Origin of the sequence: Paraglaciecola sp. MB-3u-78 (assembly GCF_002835935.1) — a bacterium.
GTDB lineage: Bacteria > Pseudomonadota > Gammaproteobacteria > Enterobacterales > Alteromonadaceae > Paraglaciecola.
The window spans coordinates 306,164-320,949 of record NZ_PJCF01000004.1 but is presented as its reverse complement, the minus strand read 5'-3'; the positions used below and the strand labels follow the sequence as shown (position 1 = coordinate 320,949).

The window sequence follows — 14,786 nt, the reverse complement described above, 5'->3', positions numbered from 1 at the left end:
AGGAAACAACATGCAATCAGTGACGCAACAAATCAATACTCAATTAGTCATGCTAAAGCTAAGCGGCATACGTGATGCGTTATCACAACAAAGTGAACAACCCAATCTATACGTCGAACAAAGCTTCGAAGAGCGGTTATGTTTATTGCTTGACCATGAAATAACCCAGCGAGATCAACGTAAAATTGACCGACTGACCCGCCAAGCCAAATTTAGAGTGAACGGGACATTAGCACAGTTGGATTATGGTGCGTCGAGGCAGTTAAACAAAACGCAGATCCGCTCATTAGCGCAAGGTGAATGGCTTCGTCTTCACCAAAACATACTGATCACAGGAGCAACAGGTTGCGGTAAAACCTACCTTGCTTGTGCGTTGGGCCATAACCACTGCCAGCAGGGAGAAAACGTTTACTACTTTAGGCTCAAAGAATTGCTTGAAAAGATGTTTATGGCACAAGCGGATGGCAGTTATCGAAAGTTTATTAACAAACTCACATCAGCGAACTTACTGATCTTAGACGATTGGGGATTAGAGCCATTAACGGGGCAACAACGCAGTGATTTACTTGAGTTAATAGATGCGAGGTATGACACAAAATCGACACTGATTGCGAGTCAATTACCGATAGAAAATTGGTACGATATGATCGGGGAATCCACGCATGCAGATGCGATCCTAGATCGGCTTGTTCACGGGGCAATTAAGTTAGAATTAAAAGGCGAATCCATGCGAAAAAAACTAAATTCCTTGACTGAAGCCGATCACACAAGTTAGATTTTACTGAGTTCTACTGGAAGACAAAAAAGTGATCGTCTTCAATGTTATTGACCGATCGGTTTCATGTTATTACGCACATTAATACATTACTTTTATGGCAAATCATTAATCGATATTCGGTTACTGCTTTTACCATCGCTTTACTGACAGCCATTATGCCAATTCTGGCACCGGGAAACATGATTTTTGAAAAAGTCGAAAGGTAAATAATCAATTGTGCTGGATCGTCTGTTGCCATGGGCGCAAGAGGTTGACAGCGATAATGAAACTCATGGTCGTAATCATCTTCAATAATTGGGATTTTATGTTGTGCCGCAAGTTGATAGATAGCCATTCTACGACTCACAGTTAACGTCACCGTTGTTGGGTATTGATGCAACGGTGTGAGGTATATCAACCTAATGTTACCTTTTAGTATTTGTGCTTCTAAATCATTAGGGCACATCCCCAGAGCATCTTGCTTAACCCCCACCAACTCGGCACCAGTATTCCTAAACGCCGACATGGCTGGGGGATAACCCAACTCCTCAACTGCCACTTTATCACCCGTTTGTAATAACAATTGTGCCACGATAAACAAAGCTTCTTGTGAACCATTGGTGATCACAATTTCTCGATCGGTAATCGCTCTGGACTTGCGCAGGTAAATCTTCACTTGGTCTATCAATTCAGGTGTGCCGGCACTTTGCCCATAGCTCATTTTAGCCTCGTCAGGCCTAGACAAAACATTCGACATACATCGCTTAAATTCATCAAAAGGGAACAACGCTAAATCAGGCTGGCCACCCGAAAAATTGTACTCGAAATCATTAGCAGGATAAGTAGGTAATTGACTACCCGAGCGCACAAAGCGAAAGTCGATAGGGCTAAGACTATCTATTACATTAGATAAAACTTGGCGCTGGCTGTTGCCCTTGCTCTTCTCAATAGGCAAATTAGGCACCACTTTATACCCTACCCTTTGAACTGATTCTATCCAACCTTCGGCAACTAATTCAGCTAAAGACTTCATCACAGTATGTCTGTTTAAGCCTAAATCTTCGCTTATGGACTTGACCGATGGCAACTTGTCACCCACGGCCAACTGACCTTGCCTGATGGCAAGCCTAACGGTTTCTGCGAGTTGCAAATACTTGGCTTGGGAGCTGCTCACATTGTGTAGTTTAAATATCTTCATTGGTCTAGCAAAAAAAAAATAACTGGTTGATTTAATTAGACCAAAATACAGCAATAATAGCTATTCTTAACAAACAGGACGCAAATAATGGTGCTAGAAACAATGACATTGGAAGACCAATATGTGGCGCTTAAACCTATGCAAACTAGCCATATAGAAGATTTGTACCGCGCAGGTAAAGATCTTTCAATTTGGGAATGGACCACAGCAAACTATTGTCAAACCCTAAACATCACCAAACAATGGGTGGAGTCTTGCCTTGAAAAGTCCCACTTAAACCTGCTGCGACCTTTTGTTATCGTGGATAAAACCCAGCATAAAATTGTTGGCTCAACCAGCTACCTGAATATTTATCTAGAGCACAAAGCCATTGAAATCGGTTTTACCTTTTTAAACCCCAGTTCCCAAAGAAGTTATGTTAACCGTCGCTGCAAATTGTTGTTGCTAACCCATGCATTTGAAACACTCAAACTTAACAGAGTGACTTTACAAACACATGAAAAAAACCAACCTTCGAGAACAGCTATTTTAGCCATAGGTGCAACTTTTGAAGGTATTCAGCGGGATTGCCGTATTCAACAAAATGGCAGCGTTCGCAGCAGCGCGTTTTACAGCATTATCAAACCTGAATGGCCACAAATCAAAGCTCAACTATCAGCAAAAATAACCCCGCCAGCTATATGTCAAATGAAGGTATAGACGTTATATGTTCACTCCAAATAAATTTAAAATGATTGACCTATCTGAACAACAACAGTTTATCCATGAGTTTGGTTTTGGGGTAATAGTATCAAATGTGAATGGCCTATCAGCGACACACCTGCCCTTTGTATTACAATCCAATGAAGGTGAACAAGGTGTATTATATGCCCACTGTGCCAAAGCCAATCCTCTTTGGAAAAGTATTGAAGGCCAGAATGTACTGGTCATATTTACTGGACCACATGCATACATTTCTCCTAGTTGGTATAACACTAAACCTGCAGTACCTACTTGGAACTATACGGCGGTTCACGCTTATGGTGTTGCCTCTTTGCTAAACCCACAAGATACCCTAAAAACGGTTGATCAAGTGGTAGAAAAATACGAACCTCAACTACTCGTTGACCGTGACATAGTGACCGATACAATCAAACACAAAATGTTGGCGGGTATAGTGGGGTTTAAAATCGAATTAAGAAAACTACAAGGGAAATTAAAGTTGGGACAACATAGAAGCAAGGATGATCAAGCTGGCGTTTACAAAACACTTAGCAGCTCAGGTAATTCAAATGACTTAGCTCTTGCCAAATATATGCAAAAAATAAATATTGGTTGCCACTAAATCTGATAGTCGGTATCGCTAATAGCGATCATACTCGAGCATATTGCCGATCTTTTTAGCAGCACTTTGCTGCATCAGAATATGCAGGTCTAGAGGTGGCAAGCCTTGATTAGTTTCTGCTTTTTCTCGCATTTTCTTAAAGGAATCCACTGAAAAGTCACGACAATTATTTTCTTGGGAAATTTCAAAACCAGCCTGCTCTAGAGCTTCTGTATAGTGACCAGGAGTCGATAATTTACTGGTACTACTATCTGTCGCCCATAGAACTGGATAAGTTAACACTCCATCTTTTTGACGCATAATGTCATACACACCAAAAACAGCCCCAGGCTTTAATACTCTAAATATTTCGGCAAATAGCGAAACTTTATCGTCAATATTCATACCCACATGAAGCATATAACCGCCATCAAATGAATTATCATTATAAGGCATAGACAATGCACTTCCCTAAACAAGAGATACATGACTATCAAGATCCAACCAGTGACATAAGGTATTACCGGTTTCTATGTATTCAGGAGTTAAGTCAATGTCTGCAACAATGGTTGGTATTCTGATGCCACATATCATGCAGCCCCACCTAATCCCAACCAACGTCCAGTAAGTGACATCCATTCTTATCTTTGTTAATTAACTCAGTCTACTAGCATTCAAAGATAAGATGCAGCCTTGTTATCATTCTTGTAATAATGGTTAGAAATAAGCCAATTTCAATTGAAGCATATGAAAAAGCAAGGAAATTAACCGCTAAGGTGCGGAATAAGCCAACAAACCGGCTTCAATTTAAAAATATTTTGTTATTCAACCTAATAATACCGACCGTTATTTATGATCGAATTAGTACATTTTTATTGTAAGTTTCAACATATTAATTAATTTCAAAGTTAGATTAAGTGATTAAATAAAACAAAAAAAACCACAAACAACTGTTTTTATTGTAATTTATTTATTACATCTCAATTTCAATTACTCATAAAACCCTGCTTTTAGTTTCGTATTATTACAACTCCAGAATGTAAGCCAACCTACATTATTACCAAACAACTCTTAACTTAGGATGTGAAAAATGTAAAAATACAGCCAGTTTTAAGAAAATTTATATTGTTGCTAGAAATATCAACTTTACTTGCTTCTAACAGAACTAATTAAAGTTGAAAACAGCAATGTTTTTGACAGTGAACAACAGGAGCAAAATTTATGGGTGTGTTAAAAATGGGAGTAGATTTAATGAGCGTACCCACTGTGGATTTGTCTCAATACGGTATATCTGATGTAACTGAAGTACTCCATAACCCTTCTTATGACATGTTGTTTTCTGAGACAACTAAGTCGCAATTAGCGGGATATGAAAAAGCCTTTACCACTGAGTTAGGTGCAGTCTCTGTTGACACTGGTGTATTTACTGGTCGCTCTCCAAAAGACAAATACATTGTTCGAGACGACACCACAAAAGATACAGTGTGGTGGTCGGATCAAGGCAAAAATGATAACAAAGCTATCTCCCAAGAAATCTGGTCGCACTTAAAGACCTTAGTGACTAAGCAACTCTCTGCTAAACGTCTGTTTGTGATGGACACTTATTGTGGAGCAGACCCAGAAACGCGATTAAAAGTGCGTTTTATCACAGAAGTTGCTTGGCAGGCTCACTTTGTTAAAAATATGTTTATTCGCCCCTCCGATGCTGAGCTTGTAGATTTTGAAGCAGATTTTGTGGTGATGAATGGCGCGAAAACCACTAATCCTCAATGGCAGCAACAAGGATTAAATTCCGAAAACTTTGTGGCCTTTAATTTAACTGAAAAAATTCAACTTATTGGTGGCACTTGGTACGGCGGTGAGATGAAAAAAGGTATGTTCTCAGTAATGAACTATCTCCTGCCCTTACAAGGTATAGCCTCTATGCACTGCAGTGCGAATGTTGGCAAAGACGGTGAAGTAGCAATATTCTTTGGTTTGTCGGGAACCGGCAAAACAACCCTGTCTACCGATCCCAATAGAAAGCTGATTGGTGATGATGAACACGGTTGGGATGATAATGGTATCTTCAATTTTGAAGGGGGTTGCTACGCTAAAACGATTCAGTTGAGCAAGGAACACGAACCAGATATCTACAATGCCATTCGTCGTGACGCCCTGTTAGAAAATGTTGCTGTAGACACTGCTGGCAAGATAGATTTTAACGATGGCAGCAAGACCGAAAATACCCGTGTGTCGTACCCCATTTACCACATCGATAACATCGTAAAACCGGTATCCAGAGCGGGACATGCCAACAAGGTTATCTTTTTGACAGCTGATGCTTTTGGGGTCTTACCTGCTGTATCCAAACTTACTCAGGAACAAGCTGAATATTACTTCTTATCTGGATTTACCGCTAAGTTAGCGGGCACAGAGCGCGGTATAACCGAACCCACCCCGGCCTTTTCCAGTTGCTTTGGCGCAGCCTTTTTAACATTGCACCCTACACAATATGCTGAAGTGTTAAAAAACAGAATGCAGACCGTAGGTGCCCAAGCCTATCTGGTTAACACGGGTTGGAATGGAACAGGTAAACGTATCTCTATTAAAGCCACTCGCGCTATCATAGACAGTATCTTGGATGGCTCTATGGATGAGGTTCAAACCAATACCCTGCCTATATTCAATCTTCAGATCCCCACTGCGGTAAAAGGTGTAAATACTGAGATACTTGACCCTCGCAAGACCTATCAGGAAGAGCAAATGTGGGATACTAAGGCAAACAAACTAGCTGCGTTGTTTGTAGACAATTTTGTGAAATTTACTGACACAGATGATGGCAGTAAACTGGTTGCTGCTGGACCACAACTTTAGTCGTTTAGTTGGGGGATGGCTTGCTATCCCCCAGCTATTTCAATCACCCCCATTTACTCTATTCACCTCTGCAATTAATCAAGAGCGACTGACGGCCAATCGCTCTAAGCCTTCCGTCTTCTCAGTCTTTTGGCCTAAGCACTGCATATTAACATCCAGGCCAATCACACAAGTTAGATTTTACTGAGCTCTACTGGAAGACAAAAAAGTGATCGTCTTCAATGTTGTTGACCGATCGGTTTCATATTATTACGCATCAGAGCCTCAACCAAACGAGTACTCCATTCAATTAGTCGTTCTCGTTGCTGCTTTATGAACTTCTTGCTCTGGCTTGGGTTTTTTGTACTTTGAATCCAAGAAGCCTGCTCATCTTCTTCTGATAGGCCTGATAGGTCAGCCCAGTGAATCGATAAATCTATATCTTCAGAAAAGCGTTCAATTGCCGACCAACATTTACTTAATGCTGTTCCGCCTTTAAAAGCTACAGAGCAATTTCCCAATAACTTCTCATCATAAAGTAAGCGGAGAATTTCTGTGACCCATACATCTTTCTCTAGGAAATTAGCGGCCAACCCGTCTTTATGTTGTTGTGCTGCATACGTAAACATTTCTGATAATTCATCATGTTGGAGGTTCAGGTTCAGCAAATGCTGGTGTGAGTGGGTCAGTAGCGACGTGAGGGTGGGTATTATTGGCATCAGTAAACATCAACCCAACAAAATCAAAGCTTTGGGTATAGATGAAGTGTCGCTTATTCTTCTGCTATCCCCTGAACCCTATAAACATCCCCCCTAATATTTATAAAATCGACACTAATTGATTTCCATCAACACTAATTTGCTAGAATCTATTAAGCTGTCTTTTGTTTATATCAATGTATGCATAACTAGGGTTTAGTGCTACTAAAATAAAGGTGATTATTGATGATTAACACATATGTATCTTTACAAGACTCTGATGATAAGCCAATCAAGAAAAAATTGTTTTTAGCTAGCCTTAACCGAAATAATTTCCGTAAAACAAGTCAATCATGAAAAAAACACTGAAAAACTTTATATTTCTTCCCCTCATTATTGCTGCTGCATTGGCTTTTGTGTTTATACAGATCAAATCCAAACAAGCCATAGAGCACCAGAATGTTGAGTTTCCTGTAAAGACGGTTGAAGTGTTAACCGTTAAAAAAATTCCCTTTCGCACTCGTGCTGTGGCCTATGGCAATGTAGAGCCAGCAACTGTGCTAAAGGCTAAATCAGAAGTAAACGGCAAAATTAGCTATATACACCCTGAGCTCAAACAAGGGGGGAGTTTACCAAAAGGCACTACGGTTCTAAAAATAGAAACCACCACCTTTGAGATTTCACTCGATTCCAGTAAAGCGGGCTTGGCAAGCAGCCAGTCGTCGTTGCAACAAATTGAAGCCGAAGAGAAAAGTGCAAAACGTTCATTACAAATTGCCCAAGAGAATTTAAATTTAGAATTAGCAGAACTTGAAAGAGTTAAAGTACTTGTTAAGGCGCGAACTCTTGCTCGAAACCAGCTAAATATTGAAGAACAAAAAGTGCTACAACTCAGTTCTACCGTACAAACTTTACAAGGTAATGTTGATACATACGCAAGCCGCAAAGCTTCGATACGCGCCCAAATCAAACAATCAAAAAGCCAGGTTGAGCAGAGTGAAGATTCCCTAATACGTACCGAGTTCATACTCCCTTTTGATGCCCGAATAGGAACTGTTTCGGTAGATGTAGGTGAATTTGTGGCTGCAGGTAGTCAGCTATTTGAAGCATTGGGAATTGAAGCGGTAGAAATTAATGCACAATTACCCATCAAACATGTGCGCCCTCTGGCGACGACTATGAATGGTAACGATAACACGCAGTTAGCCAACTTGCAGGGTAGTGAGAATTTGCAAAAAGCGGTCTCACAGTGGAACCTTGACGCAAAAGTTCGAATTGTGGGAGGTGATCTAAACACTGTATGGGATGGCGTGTTACTTAGGATCAGTGAGTCGGTCGACCCTACGCGGGACACTTTGGGCATGGTTGTTGCCGTTGACAAGCCTTATGAAGGCGTTATCCCAGGAGTACGTCCACCCTTGCTAAAAGGTATGTATGCCTCGGTTGAATTCTTATCTCAACCTAGAGATATGCTAGTTATTCCTCGTATGGCACTCCATGAGGATCGTGTTTATGTGGTCAGTGAAAAAAATACGTTATCAATTCGTCCTGTTCAAATTAGTTATTCCCAAGGACAGTTAGTGGTGATTAAAGATGGACTTAAGGAAGGTGACAAAATTATCACCAGTGATCTGGTACCTGTTATTGAAGGCATAAAACTTAGGCTAATCGAATCTGATGAATTCCAAAAAGAAATTACAGCACTCGCCTTAGGCACAAAATAATGATCCGCTATTTCGTCTCCCATCCAACGGCCGCCAACATCTTAATGTTGGCGATTATCGCCCTTGGGTTAGTCGCCCTACCTAGCTTAAATAAAGAAACTTTCCCTAAGATAGATCTCAATCAGGTACAGGTCACTGTTGCTTATCCAGGCGCCTCCCCTTCTGATGTTGAAGAAGGAATTTGCAACCCTCTAGAAGATGCCACAGATGGGATTAGCTTCACCAAAGAGCAGCGTTGTGAAGCACGGGATAACTTTGGCATGCTCACCATGGAAATGCAGGAAAACGGAGAGATACGCCAATTTATTGATGACATCAAATCTGCGGTAGATGCCATAACACAATTCCCGGAAAATACCGAAGACCCCGTAATTAAAGAATTAGGTCGAACTGAACCCGTTGTCACGGTTGCAATAACCGCAAAAAACCTATCATCACCCGAACTCAAAACGTTAGCTGAATATTACCGCGATCGCTTGCTGGCTTTACCACAAGTCTCCATTGTTACCGTTTCCGGTTTTTCTACCCATCAATTGAATGTTTTGGTCAAATCAGACGCAATGCTGCAATTCGATTTGAGCATTCAAGATATTGCCGATTTAATTAAATCACAGGCGCTGGAACTGCCTGTAGGTATCCTCAAATCCAAAGATACGTCTTACCAAATTCGCTTTGATAATGCCCGCAAAACAGCAGCTGAACTGGCTTCTTTGGTGATTATTAACACTGACAAAGGGGGTGAAATACGTTTAGGTGATATTGCCACCATTGAAGATCAATTCGAAAATTTAGAAGAGCGTGTAGAGCTTGATGGCAAGCAGGCTGCACTGCTCAAAGTAACTAAAAATACCAGCGATGACACCATCACCATTTTCGATAGCGTACAAGAATTTGTTGACCAAGAAAATGCACGTTTACCCGATGGCACCAAACTCACACTGACTCAAGATGCTGCGAGTATCGTTAAAGATCGTCTGCAGTTGATCTTAAAAAATGCATGGCAAGGTCTGTTGCTGGCAACATTGGCGCTGCTTTTATTCTTCAATTACCGCTATACCTTTTGGATAGCACTAGGATTACCTGTCTCTTTTCTGGGTGGTTTAGCGGTTATGAGTACTCTAGGTATAAGCATCAATATGATCTCTATGGTTGCCCTGTTAATGGCAATTGGTATTTTAATGGATGATGCCATTGTGCTCTCCGAAAGTATCTCTCATGAATATAATCAAGGTAAAAGCCCCATGGAAGCGGCTATTTCAGGCACACAAAAAGTAGCCCGCGGTGTATTTTCGTCATTTATCACATCCGCCTTATTGTTTGGCAGTTTGTTATTTATGAAAGGAGACATGGGTCAAGTCATGGGGGTTCTGCCCGTTGTATTATTGGCTGTTTTGACCTTTAGTTTACTCGAAGCATTCCTTATTTTACCCCATCACTTAAAACATTCATTAGAGCATTCTCATGAAAAGAAGAAACCACAATGGCGCAATGTTTTCGATGCTAACTTCTTAAAACTTCGTGACCGCTTTACATCGTTTGCCCAAACAGCTATTACCTATCGCTATATTACTGTAGGCATTGCTTTTGCTTTGTTCATACTGTCTATCGGTATGCTGGCAACAGGTACGATTAAATTCAAAGCGTTTCCTGATCTTGAGGGAAATAGGCTTGAAGCCCGTATTCTCTATCCACAAGGAACACCTCTGGCGAAGACCGAAGCCTTGGTTGAAAAACTCATCGCTGCAGCACGTAAAACACAGGACCAATTTCAGAAAAATGAGTCAGCACCATTAATTAAAAATATCCAAGTCGCATATAGTGAAAATGGTGATTCCAGCGAATCGGGAGCCCACTTAGCAACCGTCAATCTAGATATTTTAGATACTGAATTACGTCATACATCACTGGCAGATTTCACTCCCGCTTGGCGTAAAAATACAGGTTCAATACCAGGCATCATCAGCCTACAATTTAAAGAGCCGTCATTTGGCCCCGCTGGACGCGCTATTGAAATCCAACTAAGAGGTAATGACCTTAGTGAATTATCTAAGGCGTCTTATGAAATACAAAACTGGTTACTCGGTTATGACGGTGTGTCCAATATTCTAGATGATCTACGCCCAGGAAAACCCCAATACAAAGTGACCTTATTGCCCGGCGCACTTGCAGCCGGAGTCAATGCGAAAATGGTTTCGGCTCAGTTACGCTCAGCGTATCAAGGAGCAAAAGTTAACGATATTTACAAAAATCGAGAAGCTTACGAAATTAACGTTAAATTAGACAGCAGTCTTGAAAATGCCCTTGCTGATTTTGACGATATGATTATTTTTTCCAAAACCGGACAAAGCATTCCATTGGTGAGTGTCGCAACCATAGAGGAATACAGAGACTACGCACGTATAGGTCATGTTGACCATAAACGTGTGGTCAATATCTTCGGTAATATTGACTCTGCTAAAGCCAACACATCAGAAGTATTGAATGATACCAAAAAACGTTTATTCCCTGAGCTTCAACAACGTTATCCCGACCTCACCATATCTTTGAAAGGTGAAGTTGAAAGCAGTGCAGAAACCAATAATTCAATCTTCACGGGTTTCTTTCTAGCGCTTACTGGGGTATTTCTATTACTGAGTTTACAGTTTAAAAATTACCGAGAGCCAATAGTGGTGATGCTGAATATTCCACTCGCATTGATTGGCGCAATCTTTGGCCACTACATTATGGGACTCGATTTCACTATGCCGAGCATGATTGGTTTTGTATCACTCGCAGGTGTGGTGGTGAATGATTCCATTCTGCTAGTTGAATTTGTTAAATACCGGGTTAAGGAAGGCATGGTGTTACATGATGCTGCCAGTCAGGCGGTGCATGATCGCTTCCGTGCCATTTTCCTTACCTCGATAACCACTATCGCTGGTATGGCACCACTGCTATTAGAAACCAGTTTACAGGCACAAGTGTTGATCCCATTGGTAACCAGTATCGTCTTCGGTATGTTGACTTCAACAATGTTAGTGCTACTAGTGCTACCTGCGGCTTACGGGATAATGGAAGATATTGGTTTTATAGAGTTGACGAATGAAGAGGAAGGTATAGCGGCTGAAGAGGTGGCGCATTTAGGTTAAAAGGATGATCAGTTCTCCCTACAAACTTATACCAGTGGGCATAAATAATTGGCCTCTTAGGCAATACCAGCGGCTTTTGGGCAAGGCGTCGCGACTTGCAAGGGCATTCCCTTTTCAAGTAGCGAGAACGCAGCACAAAAACGGCTGGTACTTTCCCAACAGGCCCATTCAATTAAACTATGGGATATAGTGTAATTTGTACGAGGTTTAATCGTTAACCTTAGCCTTAGATAAGCCATACCGTCCAGCACCACTATTACTCTCTAAGAGACTGTTATTGTTGCAATGATTTTCAAGGAAGCGGCAGGTCTTAAGCAGAGTTCAGGTTAACTTTAAGCCTTATAACTGGCTTGATGAGTATCTATCACACTGTATTTATCAGAGAGTATATTGTCAACGAAATGCCATTTGGCGCTAGCACTTTCAGGCGTAATGGTCACGACCATGTACCCTCGCTGATGTAGGTTACAATATTCAAGATCAGCAATTAGGCTGCTGAGGTTTTCAGCCACTATTTGTGCACTATCCTTAGTCAGTTTTAGATATTGTTCCATGCCAGGAGAGGAGATCCCCGGAGTGGCAAATTCTACACCCACAATGTTGCCTTCACTATCTTTCAACTCACTGTGCCAAGCATTATGAGTGTCACCAGCGACTACCACTAATCGTTTGTTTTGAGCGCTAAATAAGGCGTAAAGATCTTCACGCTCTTTAGGATAACCATCCCATGCATCGAGATTATACGGCATAACAGACGCTAGTCTTTGTTGTTGTTCTGGGGAAAGTGCTCCCCCCGCATCAAGGGTGTCTTTTAGGCTTTTTAAGACTGTAATACGCTCTGGGGTATTTGCGATATCACCACCCGCAAATACTTCAACCGGAATTAGCATTTTCGCCATCAATACTTGTTGACCAAGCATTTGCCACTGGCTCTTTGATTGATTCACCGATTTCTTCAACCAAGACATCTGTTGTTTTCCCAAGAGCGTTCTTTGTGGCTTATATAAATCTTGTGAAAATTGTTTTATGTCTAGCTGTTTGGTTACAGAGTCCCGGTAATCGTTGTAACTTAATTGTTTGTCACGACCAATAACGCGTGTGTCTAACATGTGCAAGCTGAGCAAGTGACCAAAGTCGAAACTGCGGTATATTTCAGGTTTTTGTTCACCATATGGGGGGCGAATGGGTAACCATTCATAATAAGCTTGAATAGCGGCGGCACGTCGTGCAAAAAAATCACCTTCACCTTCATTATGATTTTGGGCTCCGTTTTTATATGTGTCGTTGCAAACCTCATGGTCATCCCACACTGCAATAAACGGCGCGGCGGCGTGTAAAGCTTGCAATCCTTTATCGGTACGATAGATGGCATAACGCTTTCGGTAATCGTCTAGACTGATAATTTCTTTGTCGTTATCTGGTGCTAAAGCACGTCCAATTTCAGCGGCTTTTTCGGTGGCATAACCCCCCATAGGATATTCATAAATATAATCGCCTAAATGCAGTACAGCATCAATGTCTTCTAACTGTGCCGCATGGTCGTAAGCGTTAAAATATCCGGCAGGATAATTAGAACATGACACCACAACCAGTTTAATTTTGTCTACATTGTTAACGGGTAACGTGAGTGTGCGACCGGTTTGGCTGGTGTTATTCGCGCCGATAAAACGATAATAATAAGCGGTTGCAGGTTTTAACTGTTGCACGTCAACTTTGACTGTAAAATCTTGATGACGTTGTGTTGTGACAACACCTGAGCGTAAAATCTGGGTGAAATCACGATCACCGGCTAGCTCCCAGGTTAGTTGAGCTGTATTTACTTTTAATGCTGGTTGGACACGAGTCCAAATAATTACCGCGCTACTACTTGGGTCTCCACTGGCTACACCATGTTCAAATTCGATATTAGAGAGTTTGGTGTGTGTGGTATCAGTTGCACAACCAGTAATAGCAGTAGAAATGGCAATAGAGCTGGCTGCCAGACCTGACGATTTAAGAAAGTGACGGCGAGAGAATTGGTTCATTGATCGATCCCGAAATAATTAGTGACCCCACTATAAATCAATAATGTGACAAGTTGAGCACTGTAAACGAATGTAGGTTGATGATTTATTATGTGTGCGTTTATATTGCTTTTAGCCAGAATATGGATTAGTAACGTCTGAAAGGAAAAACGAAACGTGCATATTAACCACACACTGTACAATTGACTTTTTTAGGCACTTTAAAAGTCTGCCAAGTAGATGTCATACCATCAAAAATCAGCAATTTATTGATATGACATTGTCCGTAGTGACACAACACTTTAATCGCCTCTAATGCTTGCATAGCACCGATAATACCTACCACAGGGGACATCACACCTGACTCGACACAACTTAAATTTTGCTCGCCAAAATAAGCACTAATACAAGCATAACAGGCAGATTTTTCTTGCGGTACTATGCTCATCAGCTGGCCTTCCATACGAATAGCTGCTGCTGAAACCAAAGGTGTACCTGCCTGATAACAAGCTTGATTGAGGGTGTTTCTGCTAGCCAAATTATCCGTGCAATCTAGCACCATATCAAGTGACTGAATAAGCTCAAGATAGTCATCTAATTCAAGACGTTTTTGTATGACATTAATTTTAATATCACTGTTGAGTTGTTCTAATGATGCCTTAGCTGACACACATTTATTTACGCCTACATCTGCTTCACCATGTAACACTTGACGCTGAAGATTCGTTTTTTCAACATTATCATCGTCGATCAATGTCATTTCGCCAACACCGGCGGCCACTAAATACTGAGCAGCAGCACAACCCAAGCCACCTACCCCAACAATGAGCACTTTGCCGTTAAGTAGGATTTCTTGTTTATCTAAGTCGAAGTTAGGTAACACTATTTGCCGGTTGTAACGCAAAGCTTGCTCGGTGGTCAGTATTTGTTTAGGCACGTCGTTATTTTAATTTAATGATTAATAATGGTGAATTTGTACCACTTGGGTAGAGCTCTCGCAATGTGCAAATGAAACTGAGAACAGATAACGGTCGAAAAATGCAATTAATTGAACATATCCAGTTCTGCTATTATTGCGTTTATCGAGGCGAACTTGTGAAAGAAAAACGAGCTATTGAGAGCAAGTTCATCCAAGATAGG

11 protein-coding genes are annotated in these 14,786 nt (G+C 41.2%); 6 read left to right on the top strand and 5 right to left on the bottom strand.

From position 1 onward, the window contains the following. Window positions 1-10: 10 nt before the first annotated feature. The gene (gene istB / locus CXF95_RS08275; RefSeq protein WP_101198245.1) at window positions 11-775 is read left to right on the top strand and encodes an IS21-like element helper ATPase IstB; all 765 of its coding nucleotides are present in this window, start codon (window positions 11-13) and stop codon (window positions 773-775) included. A gap of 64 nt (window positions 776-839) precedes the next feature. Here the strand turns inward: istB and CXF95_RS08270 are convergent, their stop codons facing one another. Next, on the bottom strand, window positions 840-1,955 hold the full coding sequence (locus CXF95_RS08270; RefSeq protein WP_101198743.1) for a PLP-dependent aminotransferase family protein: 1,116 nt from the start codon (window positions 1,953-1,955) through the stop codon (window positions 840-842). A gap of 87 nt (window positions 1,956-2,042) precedes the next feature. On the opposite strand from CXF95_RS08270, the gene CXF95_RS08265 reads away from it, so the two are divergent. Both CXF95_RS08265 and CXF95_RS08260 read left to right on the top strand, forming a co-directional pair. Then, a complete protein-coding gene (locus CXF95_RS08265) occupies window positions 2,043-2,654 on the top strand; it encodes a GNAT family N-acetyltransferase (RefSeq protein ID WP_101198244.1) in 612 nt (203 codons plus the stop codon). A gap of 7 nt (window positions 2,655-2,661) precedes the next feature. Continuing rightward, a complete protein-coding gene (locus CXF95_RS08260) occupies window positions 2,662-3,279 on the top strand; it encodes an FMN-binding negative transcriptional regulator (RefSeq protein WP_101198243.1) in 618 nt (205 codons plus the stop codon). 18 nt (window positions 3,280-3,297) lie between these two features. On the opposite strand, the gene CXF95_RS08255 is transcribed toward CXF95_RS08260, so the two are convergent. Beyond that, window positions 3,298-3,714, bottom strand: coding sequence for a class I SAM-dependent methyltransferase (locus CXF95_RS08255; RefSeq protein WP_101198242.1), 417 nt, complete (start codon window positions 3,712-3,714; stop codon window positions 3,298-3,300). 795 nt (window positions 3,715-4,509) lie between these two features. Between CXF95_RS08255 and pckA the strand changes: the two genes are divergently transcribed. Beyond that, window positions 4,510-6,114, top strand: coding sequence for a phosphoenolpyruvate carboxykinase (ATP) (pckA, locus tag CXF95_RS08250; protein ID WP_101198742.1), 1,605 nt, complete (start codon window positions 4,510-4,512; stop codon window positions 6,112-6,114). 218 nt (window positions 6,115-6,332) lie between these two features. Here pckA and CXF95_RS08245 read toward each other — a convergent pair whose 3' ends face one another. Continuing rightward, window positions 6,333-6,812: a nucleotidyl transferase AbiEii/AbiGii toxin family protein gene (locus CXF95_RS08245; protein WP_101198241.1), complete on the bottom strand. Its 480-nt coding sequence runs from the start codon at window positions 6,810-6,812 to the stop codon at window positions 6,333-6,335. A 332-nt stretch (window positions 6,813-7,144) separates the two neighbouring features. Between CXF95_RS08245 and CXF95_RS08240 the strand changes: the two genes are divergently transcribed. Together CXF95_RS08240 and CXF95_RS08235 are read left to right on the top strand one after the other, a co-directional pair. After that, entirely contained in the window at window positions 7,145-8,515 is a 1,371-nt protein-coding gene (locus tag CXF95_RS08240) for an efflux RND transporter periplasmic adaptor subunit (protein ID WP_101198240.1), read from the top strand. After that, window positions 8,515-11,643, top strand: a complete 3,129-nt coding sequence (locus tag CXF95_RS08235; protein WP_101198239.1) for an efflux RND transporter permease subunit — start codon at window positions 8,515-8,517, stop codon at window positions 11,641-11,643. Before CXF95_RS08240 ends, CXF95_RS08235 begins: the two co-directional genes overlap by 1 nt. A gap of 332 nt (window positions 11,644-11,975) precedes the next feature. Here CXF95_RS08235 and CXF95_RS08230 read toward each other — a convergent pair whose 3' ends face one another. Then, window positions 11,976-13,667, bottom strand: a complete 1,692-nt coding sequence (locus tag CXF95_RS08230; protein WP_101198238.1) for an alkaline phosphatase — start codon at window positions 13,665-13,667, stop codon at window positions 11,976-11,978. 163 nt (window positions 13,668-13,830) lie between these two features. Further along, window positions 13,831-14,583, bottom strand: coding sequence for a molybdopterin-synthase adenylyltransferase MoeB (moeB, locus tag CXF95_RS08225; protein WP_101198237.1), 753 nt, complete (start codon window positions 14,581-14,583; stop codon window positions 13,831-13,833). Between the last annotated feature and the right edge of the window lie 203 nt (window positions 14,584-14,786).

Excerpts from the sequence above, each read along its gene's own strand:
- istB (WP_101198245.1), top strand. The coding sequence starts at position 11 with ATGCAATCAGTGACGCAACAAATCAATACTCAATTAGTCATGCTAAAG.
- CXF95_RS08270 (WP_101198743.1), bottom strand. The coding sequence starts at position 1,955 with ATGAAGATATTTAAACTACACAATGTGAGCAGCTCCCAAGCCAAGTAT.
- CXF95_RS08265 (WP_101198244.1), top strand. The coding sequence starts at position 2,043 with ATGGTGCTAGAAACAATGACATTGGAAGACCAATATGTGGCGCTTAAA.
- CXF95_RS08260 (WP_101198243.1), top strand. The coding sequence starts at position 2,662 with ATGTTCACTCCAAATAAATTTAAAATGATTGACCTATCTGAACAACAA.
- CXF95_RS08255 (WP_101198242.1), bottom strand. The coding sequence starts at position 3,714 with ATGCCTTATAATGATAATTCATTTGATGGCGGTTATATGCTTCATGTG.
- pckA (WP_101198742.1), top strand. The coding sequence starts at position 4,510 with ATGAGCGTACCCACTGTGGATTTGTCTCAATACGGTATATCTGATGTA.
- CXF95_RS08245 (WP_101198241.1), bottom strand. The coding sequence starts at position 6,812 with ATGCCAATAATACCCACCCTCACGTCGCTACTGACCCACTCACACCAG.
- CXF95_RS08240 (WP_101198240.1), top strand. The coding sequence starts at position 7,145 with ATGAAAAAAACACTGAAAAACTTTATATTTCTTCCCCTCATTATTGCT.
- CXF95_RS08235 (WP_101198239.1), top strand. The coding sequence starts at position 8,515 with ATGATCCGCTATTTCGTCTCCCATCCAACGGCCGCCAACATCTTAATG.
- CXF95_RS08230 (WP_101198238.1), bottom strand. The coding sequence starts at position 13,667 with ATGAACCAATTCTCTCGCCGTCACTTTCTTAAATCGTCAGGTCTGGCA.